At 69.8% G+C, this 13,584-nt stretch carries 12 protein-coding genes, 2 pseudogenes and 1 riboswitch; of the genes and pseudogenes, 7 read left to right on the top strand and 7 right to left on the bottom strand.

Annotated features, from left to right (window positions below):
* Positions 1-7 precede the first annotated feature (7 nt).
* The 3 genes and pseudogenes from ACQEV2_RS39660 to ACQEV2_RS39670 form a co-directional block, all read left to right on the top strand.
* Positions 8-1,867, top strand: coding sequence for a cellulase family glycosylhydrolase (locus ACQEV2_RS39660; protein WP_433053218.1), 1,860 nt, complete (start codon positions 8-10; stop codon positions 1,865-1,867).
* Positions 1,868-1,931: 64 nt separating this feature from the next.
* A pseudogene (locus tag ACQEV2_RS39665) lies at positions 1,932-2,078 on the top strand (MerR family DNA-binding transcriptional regulator); the annotation flags it as partial.
* A 218-nt stretch (positions 2,079-2,296) separates the two neighbouring features.
* A pseudogene (locus ACQEV2_RS39670) lies at positions 2,297-2,731 on the top strand (glycosyltransferase); the annotation flags it as partial.
* On the opposite strand, the gene ACQEV2_RS39675 reads toward ACQEV2_RS39670, so the two are convergent.
* Entirely contained in the window at positions 2,732-3,991 is a 1,260-nt protein-coding gene (locus ACQEV2_RS39675) for a YncE family protein (protein ID WP_433053221.1), read from the bottom strand.
* A 182-nt stretch (positions 3,992-4,173) separates the two neighbouring features.
* On the opposite strand from ACQEV2_RS39675, the gene ACQEV2_RS39680 reads away from it, so the two are divergent.
* A complete protein-coding gene (locus ACQEV2_RS39680; protein ID WP_433053224.1) occupies positions 4,174-4,836 on the top strand; it encodes a TetR/AcrR family transcriptional regulator in 663 nt (220 codons plus the stop codon).
* Between the two features lie 30 nt (positions 4,837-4,866).
* Here ACQEV2_RS39680 and ACQEV2_RS39685 read toward each other — a convergent pair whose 3' ends face one another.
* Together ACQEV2_RS39685 and ACQEV2_RS39690 are read right to left on the bottom strand one after the other, a co-directional pair.
* Positions 4,867-5,196 carry a PepSY domain-containing protein gene (locus ACQEV2_RS39685; RefSeq protein ID WP_433053227.1) on the bottom strand — a complete coding sequence of 110 codons (330 nt, stop codon included), beginning with the start codon at positions 5,194-5,196 and terminating at the stop codon, positions 4,867-4,869.
* A 112-nt stretch (positions 5,197-5,308) separates the two neighbouring features.
* On the bottom strand, positions 5,309-6,517 hold the full coding sequence (locus tag ACQEV2_RS39690; protein ID WP_433055148.1) for a glycosyltransferase: 1,209 nt from the start codon (positions 6,515-6,517) through the stop codon (positions 5,309-5,311).
* A gap of 198 nt (positions 6,518-6,715) precedes the next feature.
* Here ACQEV2_RS39690 and ACQEV2_RS39695 point away from each other — a divergent pair, with 198 nt between their 5' ends.
* On the top strand, positions 6,716-8,680 hold the full coding sequence (locus tag ACQEV2_RS39695) for a ricin-type beta-trefoil lectin domain protein (protein WP_433053230.1): 1,965 nt from the start codon (positions 6,716-6,718) through the stop codon (positions 8,678-8,680).
* Here the strand turns inward: ACQEV2_RS39695 and ACQEV2_RS39700 are convergent.
* Together ACQEV2_RS39700 and ctaD are read right to left on the bottom strand one after the other, a co-directional pair.
* On the bottom strand, positions 8,677-9,012 hold the full coding sequence (locus ACQEV2_RS39700; RefSeq protein WP_433053233.1) for a hypothetical protein: 336 nt from the start codon (positions 9,010-9,012) through the stop codon (positions 8,677-8,679). The genes ACQEV2_RS39695 and ACQEV2_RS39700 overlap by 4 nt on opposite strands.
* Positions 9,009-10,655 (bottom strand): aa3-type cytochrome oxidase subunit I, encoded by a 1,647-nt coding sequence (gene ctaD / locus ACQEV2_RS39705; RefSeq protein WP_433053236.1) that lies wholly within the window; start codon positions 10,653-10,655, stop codon positions 9,009-9,011. The genes ACQEV2_RS39700 and ctaD overlap by 4 nt, the downstream gene beginning before the upstream one ends.
* A 106-nt stretch (positions 10,656-10,761) precedes the next feature.
* Between ctaD and ACQEV2_RS39710 the strand changes: the two genes are divergently transcribed.
* Positions 10,762-11,295 (top strand): RNA polymerase sigma factor, encoded by a 534-nt coding sequence (locus ACQEV2_RS39710; RefSeq protein WP_433053239.1) that lies wholly within the window; start codon positions 10,762-10,764, stop codon positions 11,293-11,295.
* Positions 11,288-12,277 (top strand): CU044_5270 family protein, encoded by a 990-nt coding sequence (locus ACQEV2_RS39715; RefSeq protein WP_433053242.1) that lies wholly within the window; start codon positions 11,288-11,290, stop codon positions 12,275-12,277. The genes ACQEV2_RS39710 and ACQEV2_RS39715 overlap by 8 nt, the downstream gene beginning before the upstream one ends.
* 12 nt (positions 12,278-12,289) lie before the next feature.
* On the opposite strand, the gene ACQEV2_RS39720 is transcribed toward ACQEV2_RS39715, so the two are convergent.
* Both ACQEV2_RS39720 and ACQEV2_RS39725 read right to left on the bottom strand, forming a co-directional pair.
* The gene (locus tag ACQEV2_RS39720; protein WP_433053245.1) at positions 12,290-13,138 is read right to left on the bottom strand and encodes a bifunctional 5,10-methylenetetrahydrofolate dehydrogenase/5,10-methenyltetrahydrofolate cyclohydrolase; all 849 of its coding nucleotides are present in this window, start codon (positions 13,136-13,138) and stop codon (positions 12,290-12,292) included.
* A gap of 18 nt (positions 13,139-13,156) precedes the next feature.
* Positions 13,157-13,240, bottom strand: a riboswitch (ZMP/ZTP riboswitch).
* Between the two features lie 63 nt (positions 13,241-13,303).
* Positions 13,304-13,570, bottom strand: a complete 267-nt coding sequence (locus tag ACQEV2_RS39725) for a DUF4235 domain-containing protein (protein ID WP_433053248.1) — start codon at positions 13,568-13,570, stop codon at positions 13,304-13,306.
* Positions 13,571-13,584: the final 14 nt, after the last annotated feature.

The raw sequence follows: 13,584 nt of genomic DNA on the forward strand, positions 1-13,584 counted from the left end.
AGTGGACATGCCGAATATCCGGACGCGTCTGCTGGTTGTCCTGGTCGTCCTCTTCGGATCCCTGACGGTGGCGGGCCCCACTCCCGCCACCGCCGCCACCCTCCCCGACTCCCTCTGGTTCGACGAAACACCCCTCACCGTGCAGAACGGCCGCTTCGTCGACGGCCACGGCCGCGAGGTCGTGCTGCGCGGCTACAACGTCTCCGGCGAGACGAAACTGAAGGAGAACAACGGTCTGCCCTTCGCGTCGACCGCCGACGCGAAGAAGTCCGCGACCGCGCTGCGCGCGCTGGGCGGCGGCAACTCCGTGCGTTTCCTGCTCTCCTGGGCCTACGCGGAGCCCGTGCGCGGCCAGGTGGACACCGCCTACCTGGCCAAGGCCACCGACCAGATGCGCGCGTTCCTGGACGCCGGGATCCGCGTGTACCCCGACTTCCACCAGGACCTCTACTCCCGCTGGCTGTTCGACCCGGACAGCTGGTACACCGGCGACGGCGCCCCCAAGTGGGCGGTCGACCTCGGTGACTATCCCGACGAGTACTGCGGGATCTGCCCGTTCTGGGGCCAGAACATCACGTCGAACGAGGCCGTGAAGCAGTCGACGTACGACTTCTGGCACAACGAGTACGGCCTCCAGGACGCCTTCCTCGACACCGCCCAGAAGACGATGACGTACGTCAAGCAGAACCTCACCGCCGCCCAGTTCGCGGGCGTCGTCGGGTTCGACCCGTGGAACGAGCCGCACGCGGGCAGCTACGACTCCGGCCAGAGCAGCCGGGCGTGGGAGAAGGACGTGCTGTGGCCGTTCTACGTCAAGTTCCGCGCCCGTATGGACGCGGCGGGCTGGCAGGCCAAGCCGGCCTTCGTCGAACCGAACCTCTTCTGGAACGCCAACCTCGACTTCCAGAAGCAGGAGGGCGGACTGCTGGACGCCGGCACGCTCGGCCCGCGTTACGTCTTCAACACCCACTTCTACGACCAGAAGGCCATATCCGGCGTCTTCATGTGGGGCAAGGCGGCGGACGGACAGTACGTGGGCGACTTCGGGACCGTCCGCGACCGCGCCTCCGCCACCGGCACGGCCGCGATCATCAGCGAGTTCGGGCACCCGCTCACCGGATCCGTCTCCGACAAGGCGCCGACGGTCTACAAGGCGATGTATCAGGCCCTCGACTCCCGCGTGAAGGGCGCGAACTGGTGGTCCGACCCGGCGGGCTCCGGTCCCGTCCTCTCGGGCTCCCAGTGGCAGTGGGACATCTACCACGGCCGCCACCACGAGCTGATGAACGACAACCCCGACAAGGTGCAGACCGACGGCGACGCCTGGAACGGCGAGGACCTGTCCGCCGTACGCCTCGACGACGCAGGCACACCGACGCTGCGGCAGGACGCCCGCCTGCTGGACCGGATCTACCCCAGCGCCACCTCGGGTACGACGGTCGCCTTCACCTACGAGGATCGCTCCCGGGACGGCTCGACGACCCTGACCTGGAACCCGGTGCCCAGCTCACTGCCGAACGTCGCGCGGCTGGTGGGATCGGGCCAGTACGGGCTGCTGCTGTGGCGCTCCAACAACGGCACGGCACCGACCGAACTGCACCTTCCGGCGTCCTTCCCGAGCGGGTCCACGACCGTGGTCTCCGACCTGGGCACGGTGTACGCGCCGCCGTCGTACACCTCGACCACGCCGGTCGGTGTGGCGGCCGAACCCGGTGGCACGAGCAGCCGCCGCCTGTTGCTCACCGACACCGACTCCGGGGTCCTGCACTACGCCCTGGTGACCAACGGGACGACCGCCCCCTCGAGCGCCCTGCTCAACGCGGCCAAGTCCGAACTCTCCGCCTGGGCCGCACAGAACGCCGGATAGGAGCCGCGTTTGACCCTGCCCTTACGTCAGGCTGCACGCTGTAGCCCGACGAAAGGGCAGGTGAATGAGCTACTCCGTGGGGCAGGTCGCGGCCTTCACCGTGGTGACCGTGCGCCCGCTGCACCACTACGACCGGGCGGGGCTCCTCTCGCCCAGTGGCCGCAGCGGCGCCGGTTACCGGCTGTACGGCGACGCCGACCTGGCCCGGCTGCACTGGCGCATCGCGGACGACTTCACCGCCGATCCGCGCGCCTTCGCGCTCGTCGTACCGCCGTCGCGGCAGCGGCCCGGCCTCGACGCCTATCTCCGCAAGGCCGTCCACGCGAACGTGGCCCGCCGGGCCCACCGTGAGGAGGACGGATGAGGGTCCTGATCGCCGCCGCCGGATCACGCGGCGACGTCGCGCCGTACACAGGGCTCGGAGCGGTCCGCCGCGACGAGATCGCCGTCACGGCGTTGCGGCCTGCGGGGCTGCGCGGCATCGTGCAGGCGGGCAGCGCCGGGCTCGCGGCTGACGGCGACGACGTCCTGACGATCGGCGACGTACCGCACGCGCTGCTGTTCCCGAGGGTGGCCGCGGTGGTTCTTCACGCCGGGGCGGGCACCGCGGCGGCAGCCCTGCGCGCCGGAGTGCCCGCGATCCCGGTGCCGGTGGCGGCGGACCAGCCGTTCTGGGCGGGCCGGCTGACGTCCATCGGCGCCGCCATCGCACCCATCCCGTGCGCGTCCCTCACGGCCGAGCGGCTCGCCGACGCGCTGAGTCAGGTCGTACGGCAGCAGACGTACGCCCGTGCCGCCTCGGTCGCCGCGCGGCGGATGGCGACCGAGGACGGTGTGGACGCCGTGCTCAAGGCCCTGGGTTGATCAACCGGCCGACGGACTCGTCCAGTTGGCCGGTACATGGGCCAGCCGGACCCGCTGCGGGTGGTCGCCGACCGGGACGGACACCGTCTTGCGGCCCGTGGCGAAGTCGATCGCCGTGACCTGGTCGGTGCCGCTCTCGGAGACCACGCAGGACTTGCCGTCACCGCTGACCGTGGCCCAGTAGGGCTTGGAGGCGGTGACGAGCGGGCCCTCCTGGAGGGTGGTGCGGTTGACAACCGTGGCGTAGTCGTCCATCGTGCCGGCGACGCACAGCTTGCTGCCGTCGGGGCTCATCGAGATGCCGTGGTGGCGCGAGTCGTTGACGAAGGTGGTGCGGTCGTCGCTGGTCGCCGGGTTCTTCGGCAGCGTCTTCGTGCGGGTGATCTTGTCGGTGGCCAGGTCGTACTCGAAGAAGCCGTTGAAGAACGACACCTGGAAATACAGCTTCGACTCGTCCGACGAGAACACGGCGGGCCGGACCGCGTCGGAGTAGTCCGTCAGACCGATCGCGTCCAGGCGCCGGCGCATGTCGATGACCTTGACCTGCCGGTACGTCGTCGCGTCGACGACCGTGATCCGCCGGTCGCCCTTCGTCCAGTCCAGCCACGGGGCGTCGGTCTGCGTGTTCACGTCGCCGATCGCCATGTTGTAGATGTACTTGCCGTCCTGCGTGAAGATGTTCTCGTGCGGCTTGTCGCCGGTCGCGAATTTGCCCAGTTCCTTGCCCGTGACGATGTCCAGCACATGCACGGTGTTGGACGTCGAGGCCGACACAGCGACCCGCTTGCCGTCGGGGGAGACCGCCATGTGGTCGGCGCGGTAACCGGACACGGGGAAGCGCCAGTTGATGGCACCCGTGGTCAGGTCGATGGACACGACGTCGGCGAAGCTCGGCCGGGAGACGACCATCGAAGTGCCGTCAGGTGTGGAGTACATGTCGTCGACGAACTGGTCGTGGCCCTCGCCGACGCTGTTGCGGATCGCGATGAAGTAGATCCACTTGATCGGATCGGCGTTGATCTCCGCCATCCGCTCGTCCTTGTCGGGGATGACATCGACACGGCCGATCTTCGCGAAGTCGCCGGAGGACTTGATGACTTCGGCGGTGCCGTCCCAGTTGTTGCCGACGAAGAGCACCTCACGCAGCGCGGCGGCGGAGGAGTCGGCTGCGGTGGCGGTGGCGGTGGTCGCGGGGGCGGTCACGGTCAGGGCGAGGGCGGCGGCTGCGGAGAACAGGTGCCTGGGTCTGATGGCAGGCATGACTGCTCCCTTCCTCTGAGGTGGGCGTCATGAGTGGGGCATGCCAAGAACAGCGCGATGGATCTGAACACAAGCGCTTTCAGAATCAACTTACTGCAAAGTAAGGAAGGGGTGCCCTTCTCCACAAGACCGCGGACACGACAAAATTGGCCGTCGGGTCGGCGAGGCGGTGGGAGGACAGCGTGGCGGGCAGGCTCAGGGCGCCCACCGGTCGCTACGGCGGCAAGTCGGCCGAGGAACGACAGGCCGAGCGGCGTCGCCGCTTCCTGGACGCGGCGCTCCAGCTGTTCGGCGACAGCCCCGGCTACCGGGGCACGACCGTCGCGGCGCTGAGCGAGGCCGCGGGTCTGTCGACCCGTCAGTTCTACGAGGAGTTCCGCACCCTGGAGGACGTCCTGGCCGCCCTCCACCTCCAGGTCAACGAGTGGGCGCAGGAGGCCGTCCTGGCCGTGGCGGCCGACGCGGCCGACCTCCCGCTCGCCGAACGCGCCACCGCGATCTTCCGCGCGTACGCCGCGAACGTCACCGCCGACCCGCGCCGCATCCGCATCACCTTCGTCGAGATCGTCGGGGTCAGCCCGCGCCTGGAGGAGCAGCGCCTCGCCCGCCGCGCCCAGTGGATCGACCTCGTCTGCGCCGAGGTGGCGGCCGCCGTCGCCCGCGGGGAGGCGGCGCCCCGCGACTACCGCCTCGCCGTGACCGCGTTCATCGGCAGCGTCAACGGGCTGCTGCACGACTGGAGCGCGGGATGGGTGGACGCGACCCTCGACGAGGTCGTCGACGAACTCGTCCGCCTCCTCCTCGGCATCCTCCAGCCGGCGGACCCGCGGCTCACGGGGGCCTGAGCAGGTCGTTGCTCCCGGCGCCCGGGAGGGTCAGTCCTGGTCGTTCTTCTCGTTCTCGCTGTCCGCCTCGGTGCTGATGACCTTGAAGTCCTTGTCAAGGTGGACGTCGCTCTGCTTGCCCTTGAGGGTGACCTCGACCTCGTAGTACCCGTCCTCGTCGCCGAGCTCGGTGTCCGTGACCTTGCCGCCACCCATGTGCGCCAGCGCGGCGGCGCTCGCCTTCTCCAGCGCGACCCCCGTGATCGGTTTCTCGGTGGAGTCGTCGTCCCCACCGGCGGTGGCCACGGCGAGTCCGGTGCCGCCGCCGACGAGCGCGGCCGAGATCACGCCTGCGACGATCCACTTGCCCTTGCGCTTCATGTCCACTCCCTGTGCCGCGCGGTGCGGGACCTGCCCTGTCGTGCGGTCCGACCTGCGGTTCCAGCATGCGATCCGTTCGCTGAACGCAGGCTGAACGAAGCTGAACGGCGATTCAGGCGAGCCGGTTCACCGCATCGACGACGGGAGCCGCACCATCCTCGGCACGGAGTCCGTCGGCCAGAGCCCGAGCCCGACGGCCGTAGGACGGGTCGGCGGTCGCCTGCCGCAGGGCCGCCGCCAGTGCCTCGGCGGTGCACGTCCGCAGTGGCAGGGCCCGGGGTGCCACGCCGAGCGCGAACAGGCGAGCGGCCCAGAACCCCTCGTCGAACTGGACCGGCACGGGAACGGCGGGCACCCCGGCGCGCAGCCCGGCCGCGGTCGTGCCCGCACCGCAGTGGTGGACCACCGCGGCCATCCGCGGGAACAGCGCGGAGTGCGGTACGTCGCCGATGGTCAGGACGTCGTCCCCGTCGGCCTCGAGGCCGCCCCAGCCCCGCTGGATCACCCCGCGCAGCCCGGCCCGGCGCAGGGCGCCCACGACCTCGGCGCTCAGCCCCGCCGGGTCGGGCACGGTCGCGCTGCCGAGGCCCACGAAGACCGGTGGCGGGCCCGCGTCCAGGAAGTCCCGCAGCTCGGACGGGAGATGAGCCTCACCGTCGTACGGCCACCAGTAACCCGCCACTTCCAAATCGGGCCGCCAGTCCCGCGGCCGGGGCACCACCAGGGGACTGAAACCGTGGAGCACGCGGCCCCTTCGTGTGCCGGGCGCCGCGCGGCGCGCCGGCCCGAGCTTCGCCCGCACTTCCGGTACGGCCGCCGAGAAGACACGCTCGATGGCCAGGTTCACGCCGTGCCCGGCCACACGGTTGCCGAGGCCTCCCCAGGAGCGGCCTCCGAGCATCGGCGGCCCGAACTCCCGGGTGGGAGCGAGCGGTTGCAGGGGGAGCTCGATGCTGGGCAGGGCGAGGCCCTCGGCGATGGCCTGACCCAGCGGTGCGGTGGAGGCTGCCAGGAGCAGGACGTCACTGTCCCGGGCCGCCGTCAGCATGTCGTCCGTCATCCGGCCGGCCAGGGCCCGCGCCATCGCCACCACGCGCATGAGCTTGCCGACGCCGGTCGCGCTCCGATGCAGGCTTTGCCCGCGCTCGGACTCCAGCTCCGCCCGTGGGTCCACGGGGAGCGGGTGGAAGCGTACGCCCGACCCGGCCACGAGCCGCTCGAAGCGGCCGTGCGTGACCAGGGTGACCTCGTGTCCGGCCGCGGAGAGGGCGTGCCCGAGACCGGTGTAGGGGGCGACGTCTCCCCGGGAGCCCGCCGTCATGATTGCTACGCGCACATCGGCCAGTATGGCGGCGAGGACTGCTCTGTGCGCCAACGGTCCGGGGGAATGGGCGACTTCAAGTCCCGGCCGTTGACTTCACTCCCTCGTGGCTCTACTTTCAGCGCCACGCGTTCGATTTTCCGAATCATGTTCGAAATCGCGAACGATCTGAGTGTTCCTCCCGCACTTAGGAGCCGCATGTACCCCCCGCCCCGCATGCCTCTCGTACGCCGCTGCAGATCCGCGGTCGCACGCGCCCTCGCCCTGCTGCTCGCCGCGTCGGCCGCCCTGCTGTTCGCCGGACCCGCCCCGGCTCTGGCGGCGACGACGACCCGTCAGATACCGGTGCCCGCCGCGCCCATGGGCTGGGCGTCCTGGAACGCCTTCGCGGCGAAGGTCGACTACAACGTCATCAAGCAGCAGGTCGACGCGTTCGTGGCGGCGGGTCTGCCCGAGGCCGGCTACGAGTACATCAACATCGACGAGGGCTGGTGGCAGGGCACCCGCGACAGCGCCGGCAACATCACCGTCGACGAGACGGAGTGGCCGGGCGGCATGAAGGCCATCGCCGACTACATCCACAGCAAGGGACTCAAGGCCGGCATCTACACCGACGCCGGCAAGGACGGCTGCGGCTACTACTTCCCCACCGGCCGCCCGGCCGCGCCCGGTTCGGGCAGTGAGGGCCACTACGGGCAGGACATGCTCCAGTTCTCGCGGTGGGGCTTCGACTTCGTGAAGGTCGACTGGTGCGGCGGCGACGCCGAGGGCCTCGACCCGAAGACGACCTACCAGGCGATCAGCGACGCCGCCGCCAAGGCGACCGCGACCACCGGCCGTCCGCTCGCCCTCTCCCTGTGCAACTGGGGCAGGCAGAACCCATGGAACTGGGCGCCGGGCATGGGCCCCATGTGGCGGACGAACACGGACATCTTCTTCCACGGCAACACCCCGTCCTACAGCGAGGTGCTGACCAACTTCGACCGGAACATCCACCCCACGGCCCAGCACACCGGCTTCTACAACGACCCGGACATGATGGTCGTCGGGATGACGGGCCTGACGGCCGCCCAGAACCGCAGCCACATGAACCTGTGGGCGATCTCCGGCGCCCCGCTCCTCGCCGGCCTCGACCTCACCACCCTGACCACCGAGACGGTGAACATCCTCAAGAACCCGGAGGTCATCGCCGTCGACCAGGACCCGCGCGGCCTCCAGGGCGTCAAGGTCGCCGAGGACACCACCGGTATCCAGGTGTACGGCAAGGTCCTCGCCGGCAGCGGCAACCGTGCCGTCGTCCTCCTCAACCGCACGTCGTCCGCCCAGAACATGACCGTCCGCTGGTCCGACCTCGGCCTGACGAACGCCACCGCGACCGTCCGGGACCTGTGGGCCCGCCAGAACGTCGCCACCACCGGCACGAGTTACACCACCAGCGTCCCGGCGAACGGCTCCGTGCTGCTCACCGTCACCGGCGGCACCGAGCAGGCGGCGAGCACGTACAACGGCACGTCGAGCTTCTCCGGCGTGGTCGCCGGAAGCGCCGGTCTGAAGACGGTCGAGGTGTCCTACACCAACAACACGACCACCGCCCGCACGGCCACGCTCACCGTCAACGGCCAGACCTCCACCAAGGTCTCCTTCCCGCCGACCGGCTCCAGCCCGGGCAACATCTCCGTCCACGTCTCCCTGGCCAAGGGCAGCGCCAACACGATCTCCTTCTCCGGCGCCCCGACCCTCGAAGGCATAGTCGTCCGGCCGCTGCCCGGCAAGAACGGCACGCTGATCACGGGTACCGGGTCCGGCCGCTGTGCGGACATCAACGACAACACCATCGTCAACGGCACCGACGTCCAGCTGTGGGGCTGCAACGGCGGCCAGAACCAGGTGTGGCAGTACAACAGCATCCGCAAGGAGCTCGTGGTCTACGGCAACAAGTGCCTGGACGCCTACAACCGCGGCACCACCAACGGCACCCGCGTCGTCATCTGGGACTGCAACGGCCAGACCAACCAGAAGTGGAACCTCAACAGCGACGGCACGACCACCAATGTGAACGCCGGACTGTGCCTGGACGCGTACGGCGCGGCCACGGCCAACGGCACCAAGCTGGTGCTCTGGGCGTGCAACGGCCAGGACAACCAGAAGTGGACGGTGAGCTAGCGCAGGACCGGGCCTAGGCACACGCCAAGGAAACCGAGAGCCAGGGCGCCGGTCAGCAGCCAGCCGGCCAGCAGACGGCGCCGCAGGCCGCGATAGGCCGCCTCGTACTCGTCCCGCAGACTCCCGGCACGCACCGCCGTGCGCTGCCAGGAGGCGCGGGCGAGTGCGAGGTATTCCGCCTCGAACCGCCGCTCCACCTCACCCCGTTGAGCATCCGTCAGCCAGTGCAGCGGCGCGCTGAAACGCGCGGCAGCCGTACGGCCTTCCTCGCGGGTCGCGGCGAGCAGCAGATGTCCCTCGATGTCGTTCAGGAATTTGTCCGTGATGCTCACAGAGTCGTCAACTCCCTCTCCGGCACTGGGGCGTGGTGCAGGTCGAACGCCGGGGATTCGGAGCGGATCCGCGGCAGGGTGAGGAAGTTGTGCCGCGGCGGCGGGCAGGACGTCGCCCACTCCAGGGAGCGGCCGTAGCCCCACGGGTCGTCGGCTTCGACCTTCTCCCCGTATTTCGCGGTCTTCCAGATGTTGTAGAAGAACGGCAGGAGCGACAGCCCGAGCACGAACGAGAAGACCGTGGACAGCGTGTTGAGGGGCGTCAGACCTTCCACCGCCAGATAGTCGGGAATCCGGCGCTGCATTCCGTTCACGCCCAGCCAGTGCTGGACCAGGAACGTGCCGTGGAAGCCGATGAACAGCGTCCAGAACGTCATCTTGCCGAGGCGCTCGTCGAGCATCCTGCCGGTGAACTTCGGCCACCAGAAGTGAAATCCGGAGAACATCGCGAAGACGACGGTGCCGAAGATGACGTAGTGGAAGTGGGCGACGACGAAATACGTGTCGGACGTCGGGAAGTCCAGCGGCGGTGAGGCGAGCATGACGCCGGTCAGACCGCCGAACACGAACGTGATCAGAAATCCGAAGGCCCAGAGCATGGGTGTCTCGAAGCTCAGCGAGCCGTTCCACATGGTGCCGATCCAGTTGAAGAACTTCACGCCGGTGGGGACGGCGATGAGGAACGTCATGAAGGCGAAGAACGGCAGCAGCACACCGCCGGTGACGTACATGTGGTGCGCCCACACCGTCACGGACAGACCCGCGATGGCGATGGTCGCCGCGATCAGACCCATGTAGCCGAACATCGGCTTGCGGGAGAAGACCGGGATGACCTCACTGATGATGCCGAAGAACGGCAGCGCGATGATGTACACCTCTGGATGGCCGAAGAACCAGAAGAGGTGCTGCCACAGCAGGGCTCCGCCGTTGGCGGAGTCGAAGATGTGCGCGCCGAACTTGCGGTCCGCCTCCAGCGCGAACAGCGCGGCGGCCAGCACCGGGAAGGCGAGCAGGACCAGCACACCGGTCAGCAGCACGTTCCAGGTGAAGATCGGCATGCGGAACATGGTCATGCCGGGGGCGCGCATGCAGATGATCGTGGTGATGAAGTTGACCGAGCCGAGGATGGTGCCGAAGCCGGAGAAGGCCAGGCCCATGATCCACATGTCGGCGCCGATGCCCGGGGAGCGGACCGCGTCCGACAGCGGGCTGTAGGCGAACCAGCCGAAGTCGGCGGCGCCCTGCGGGGTGAGGAAGCCCCCGACAGCGATGAGCGAGCCGAACAGGTACAGCCAGTAGGCGAACATGTTCAGCCGGGGGAAGGCCACGTCCGGCGCGCCGATCTGCAGCGGCATGATCCAGTTCGCGAAGCCGGCGAACAGCGGCGTCGCGAACATCAGCAGCATGATCGTGCCGTGCATCGTGAACGCCTGGTTGAACTGCTCGTTCGACATGATCTGCAGGCCCGGACGGGCCAGCTCGGCACGCATCAGCAGCGCCATCACGCCACCGATCACGAAGAACGCGAACGACGTGACCAAGTAGAGCGTTCCGATCGTCTTGTGATCGGTGCTGGTCAGCCACTGGACGGTCTTGACGGTCTTGACTGTGTCGACCGCATGGGCGCTTCTGATCCTCTTCACGCCCCGCCTGTGTCCGCCCGCCCACCGGACGTCACACTCGCAGGACGCGACAAGAATCACGGAAAGCGGGTGTGACGATCCGGCGGGTGCCGGACACGAACGGAACATGAGCAACGACGAGATCTTCGCCGCTGCCTATCGCGAGCACTACTGGGCGGTCAGCCGCTATGTCGCGCGGCGGCTGGACGGGCACATGAGTGAGGTCGAGGAAGTGGTGGCGGAGGTGTTCACCGTCGCCTGGCGGCGCCGGGACGACCTCCCGGCCGCCCCGCTGCCCTGGCTGTACGGCGTGGCACGCAACTGCCTGGCGAACGCGGTACGCGGCTACGGGCGCCGGCGACGGCTGGTCGACCGGCTCGGCAACGACGACACGGCGCACGGCCGACACATCGACGCCGGCCCCGACGCCGAGTCACCGGGTGCCTGGGTGCACGAGGCGCTCGCCCGGCTCTCCCCGGCCGACCAGGAGGTGCTGCGCCTGACGGCGTGGGAGGAGCTCGGCATCGACGAGATAGCCGTCGTCCTCGGCTGCGGCAGCCGGGCCGCGGCGATGCGGCTGCACCGGGCGCGCCGCCGCCTGAGAGCGCAGATCGACCGTATGAGCCCAGCGACCGCAGCGAAGGAACACGGCCATGGCTGACGAACTCGAACTCCTGCGCCGCGCCAACCCGGTGCCGGCCGATGGCCCCCACTTCGGCGACGGACCGCTGGACCACACCGCCGAGCGCGGCCTCGACCGGCTGCTGAACGACCGCCCGGCCGCGCCCCGCCGCCGTACACGACTGGCATGGGGCCTCGCGGCCACGGCCGTGGTCGCCGCGCTCGTGTCGGCACTGCTGTTCACCGGCCAGACCACCGCGCCCGCCCTCGCCGCACCCCGCCCGCTCGTCGTGCAGGCCGACTCCACCCCGGTGTCCCTGCGGACGATGGCCGAACGCGCCCGAGCGGCCGCGGCCGACGGCTCGCCCGCCCTGCGCAAAGGCACCCACGTGCAGTCGTGGAGCCTCGGCATGAGCGACGGCAAGCCGCCGATCACCCTCCCCGAGGAACGCATCGTGCGCTGGAACGCCGACGACAGCCACACGGAGCTCGTGGTGGCGACCGACCCGCGCCATCCGGGCCGCCCGGTTCTCAGGGAGACGGACGGCGAGCCGCGCCTGGTCGAGGACGGGCACGTCATCAGCAGGCAGACCTATCCGCCGAGTTGGAGCGACGCCCCGCCCGAGTCCCGGCCGCCGCACGACGCCGTACGGCTGCACGACTACCTGGAGGAAGCGGAGCGCCCCTACCTGTCGGACCACAGCAAGCCGCTGACCACCGCCGAACTCCTCGACGCCACGAAGATCCTGCTCGACCACTGGACGCTCGGCGCCCGCGAGACCGCCGCGCTGACGCGACTCCTGGCCGACGCCGAGCGGTTGCGGCCCGCCGGCCAGGTGACGGACCGGCTGGGCAGGCGCGGGCAGGCGTACGTGTACGACGCCTCCGTCACCCGCCGCATGCTGATCCTGGACCCCGCCACCGGCACGGTCCTCGGCCTGGAGACCACCTTCACCACGGACCAGCCCGAGTACGGCGTGAAGGCGGGGGACGTCATGGAGTACAGCGCCTGGATGCGCTGACCTCCCGCAGGCTCACACCCCGAGCTGCCGGGCCGCCGCGTCCACGGTCTGCTCCAGCAGCGTGGCGATCGTCATCGGACCGACGCCGCCCGGCACCGGGGTGATGAGCGAGGCTCGCTCCACGGCGGAGTCGAAGTCGACGTCGCCGATGTTGCCGGGGTTGTACCCGGCGTCGATCACCACGGCTCCGGGCTTGATGTCCTGACCCCGGATCAGCCGCGGCCGCCCCACGGCCGCGACGACGATGTCCGCCTCCCGGACGGCCGCCGACAGATCCGCCGTGCGCGAATGGCAGTACGTCACCGTCGCGTCGCGGGCGAGGAGCAGCATGCCCGCCGGCTTGCCGAGGATCGCGCTGCGGCCGACGACCACGGCGCGCTTGCCGGCCGGGTCGACGTCGTACTCGTCGAGGAGCCGCATGATGCCGCCGGGCGTGCAGGACACGAATCCCGGCAGTCCGAAGCTCATCGCCGCGAAGGAGGCGAAGGTGACACCGTCGACGTCCTTCTCCGGCGCGATGGCCTCGAACGCGGCCCGCTCGTCGATGTGCGGGCCCATCGGGTGCTGAAGCAGGATGCCGTGCACGCCGGCATCGGCGGACAAGTCGTGGAGGGTGCCCACGAGTTGCTCGGTGGTGGTGTCGGCGGGCAGCGGCACGTGGCGGGAGGTGATGCCCGCGGCGCGGCACCGGTTCTGCTTCATGCGGACGTACGTCACGGACGCGGGGTCCTCGCCGACCAGTACGGTCGCGAGGCAGGGCGCGGTGCCGGTGCGCTCGGTGATGTCGGCAGCGCGCTTGGCGCTCTCCTCGACGATCCGCCGGGCGAGGGCGGTGCCCTCCATGAGCCGTGCCTGAGTCATGATCCACTCCTGGGCTGATCGGTTCGCCCAGGCGCACGGCATCGACTCTGCGAGGCCGCTCCCCGGTGGTGCTCCACCTCAGCGCCAGTCACGGCCCATGGCCCACCCTAACGGAGGCGGTGCGCGGCCCGGACCTGCGGCCCCGGGCCGGGCACATCGGCGCCCTCAGCCGGGCCAGGCGCCGGTCAGGCGGCGCGTGGCGGTGGCTCCCGCGCGGTCCACGGCGGCTTTGACGCCCGCGAAGATGGCGCCCTGGAGGGTCGCGGCCGTCAGGACCTCCCGCCAGTCGCGCTCCTCGTCGGTGGCGTCCGGAGCGTCCTTGTCGTGGCCGAGCATCTTCCAGGTCTGCTTGAAGGCCGCGCCGGCCAGCATGCCGCTGACGGCGCCGAGGGCGAGACCCACGGGCTTGTAGGCGATCTTGGAGGCTTTCATCGGTGGGCTCCTCT

It is taken from the genome of Streptomyces sp. CA-251387 (genome assembly GCF_050936625.1).
GTDB lineage: Bacteria > Actinomycetota > Actinomycetes > Streptomycetales > Streptomycetaceae > Streptomyces.

Bases quoted from the DNA above. Each gene is read 5' to 3' on its own strand.
- ACQEV2_RS39660 (WP_433053218.1), top strand. From the start codon at position 8: ATGCCGAATATCCGGACGCGTCTGCTGGTTGTCCTGGTCGTCCTCTTC.
- ACQEV2_RS39675 (WP_433053221.1), bottom strand. From the start codon at position 3,991: ATGCCTGCCATCAGACCCAGGCACCTGTTCTCCGCAGCCGCCGCCCTC.
- ACQEV2_RS39685 (WP_433053227.1), bottom strand. From the start codon at position 5,196: ATGAAGCGCAAGGGCAAGTGGATCGTCGCAGGCGTGATCTCGGCCGCG.
- ACQEV2_RS39690 (WP_433055148.1), bottom strand. From the start codon at position 6,517: ATGACGGCGGGCTCCCGGGGAGACGTCGCCCCCTACACCGGTCTCGGG.
- ACQEV2_RS39695 (WP_433053230.1), top strand. From the start codon at position 6,716: ATGTACCCCCCGCCCCGCATGCCTCTCGTACGCCGCTGCAGATCCGCG.
- ACQEV2_RS39710 (WP_433053239.1), top strand. From the start codon at position 10,762: ATGAGCAACGACGAGATCTTCGCCGCTGCCTATCGCGAGCACTACTGG.
- ACQEV2_RS39715 (WP_433053242.1), top strand. From the start codon at position 11,288: ATGGCTGACGAACTCGAACTCCTGCGCCGCGCCAACCCGGTGCCGGCC.
- ACQEV2_RS39720 (WP_433053245.1), bottom strand. From the start codon at position 13,138: ATGACTCAGGCACGGCTCATGGAGGGCACCGCCCTCGCCCGGCGGATC.
- ACQEV2_RS39725 (WP_433053248.1), bottom strand. From the start codon at position 13,570: ATGAAAGCCTCCAAGATCGCCTACAAGCCCGTGGGTCTCGCCCTCGGC.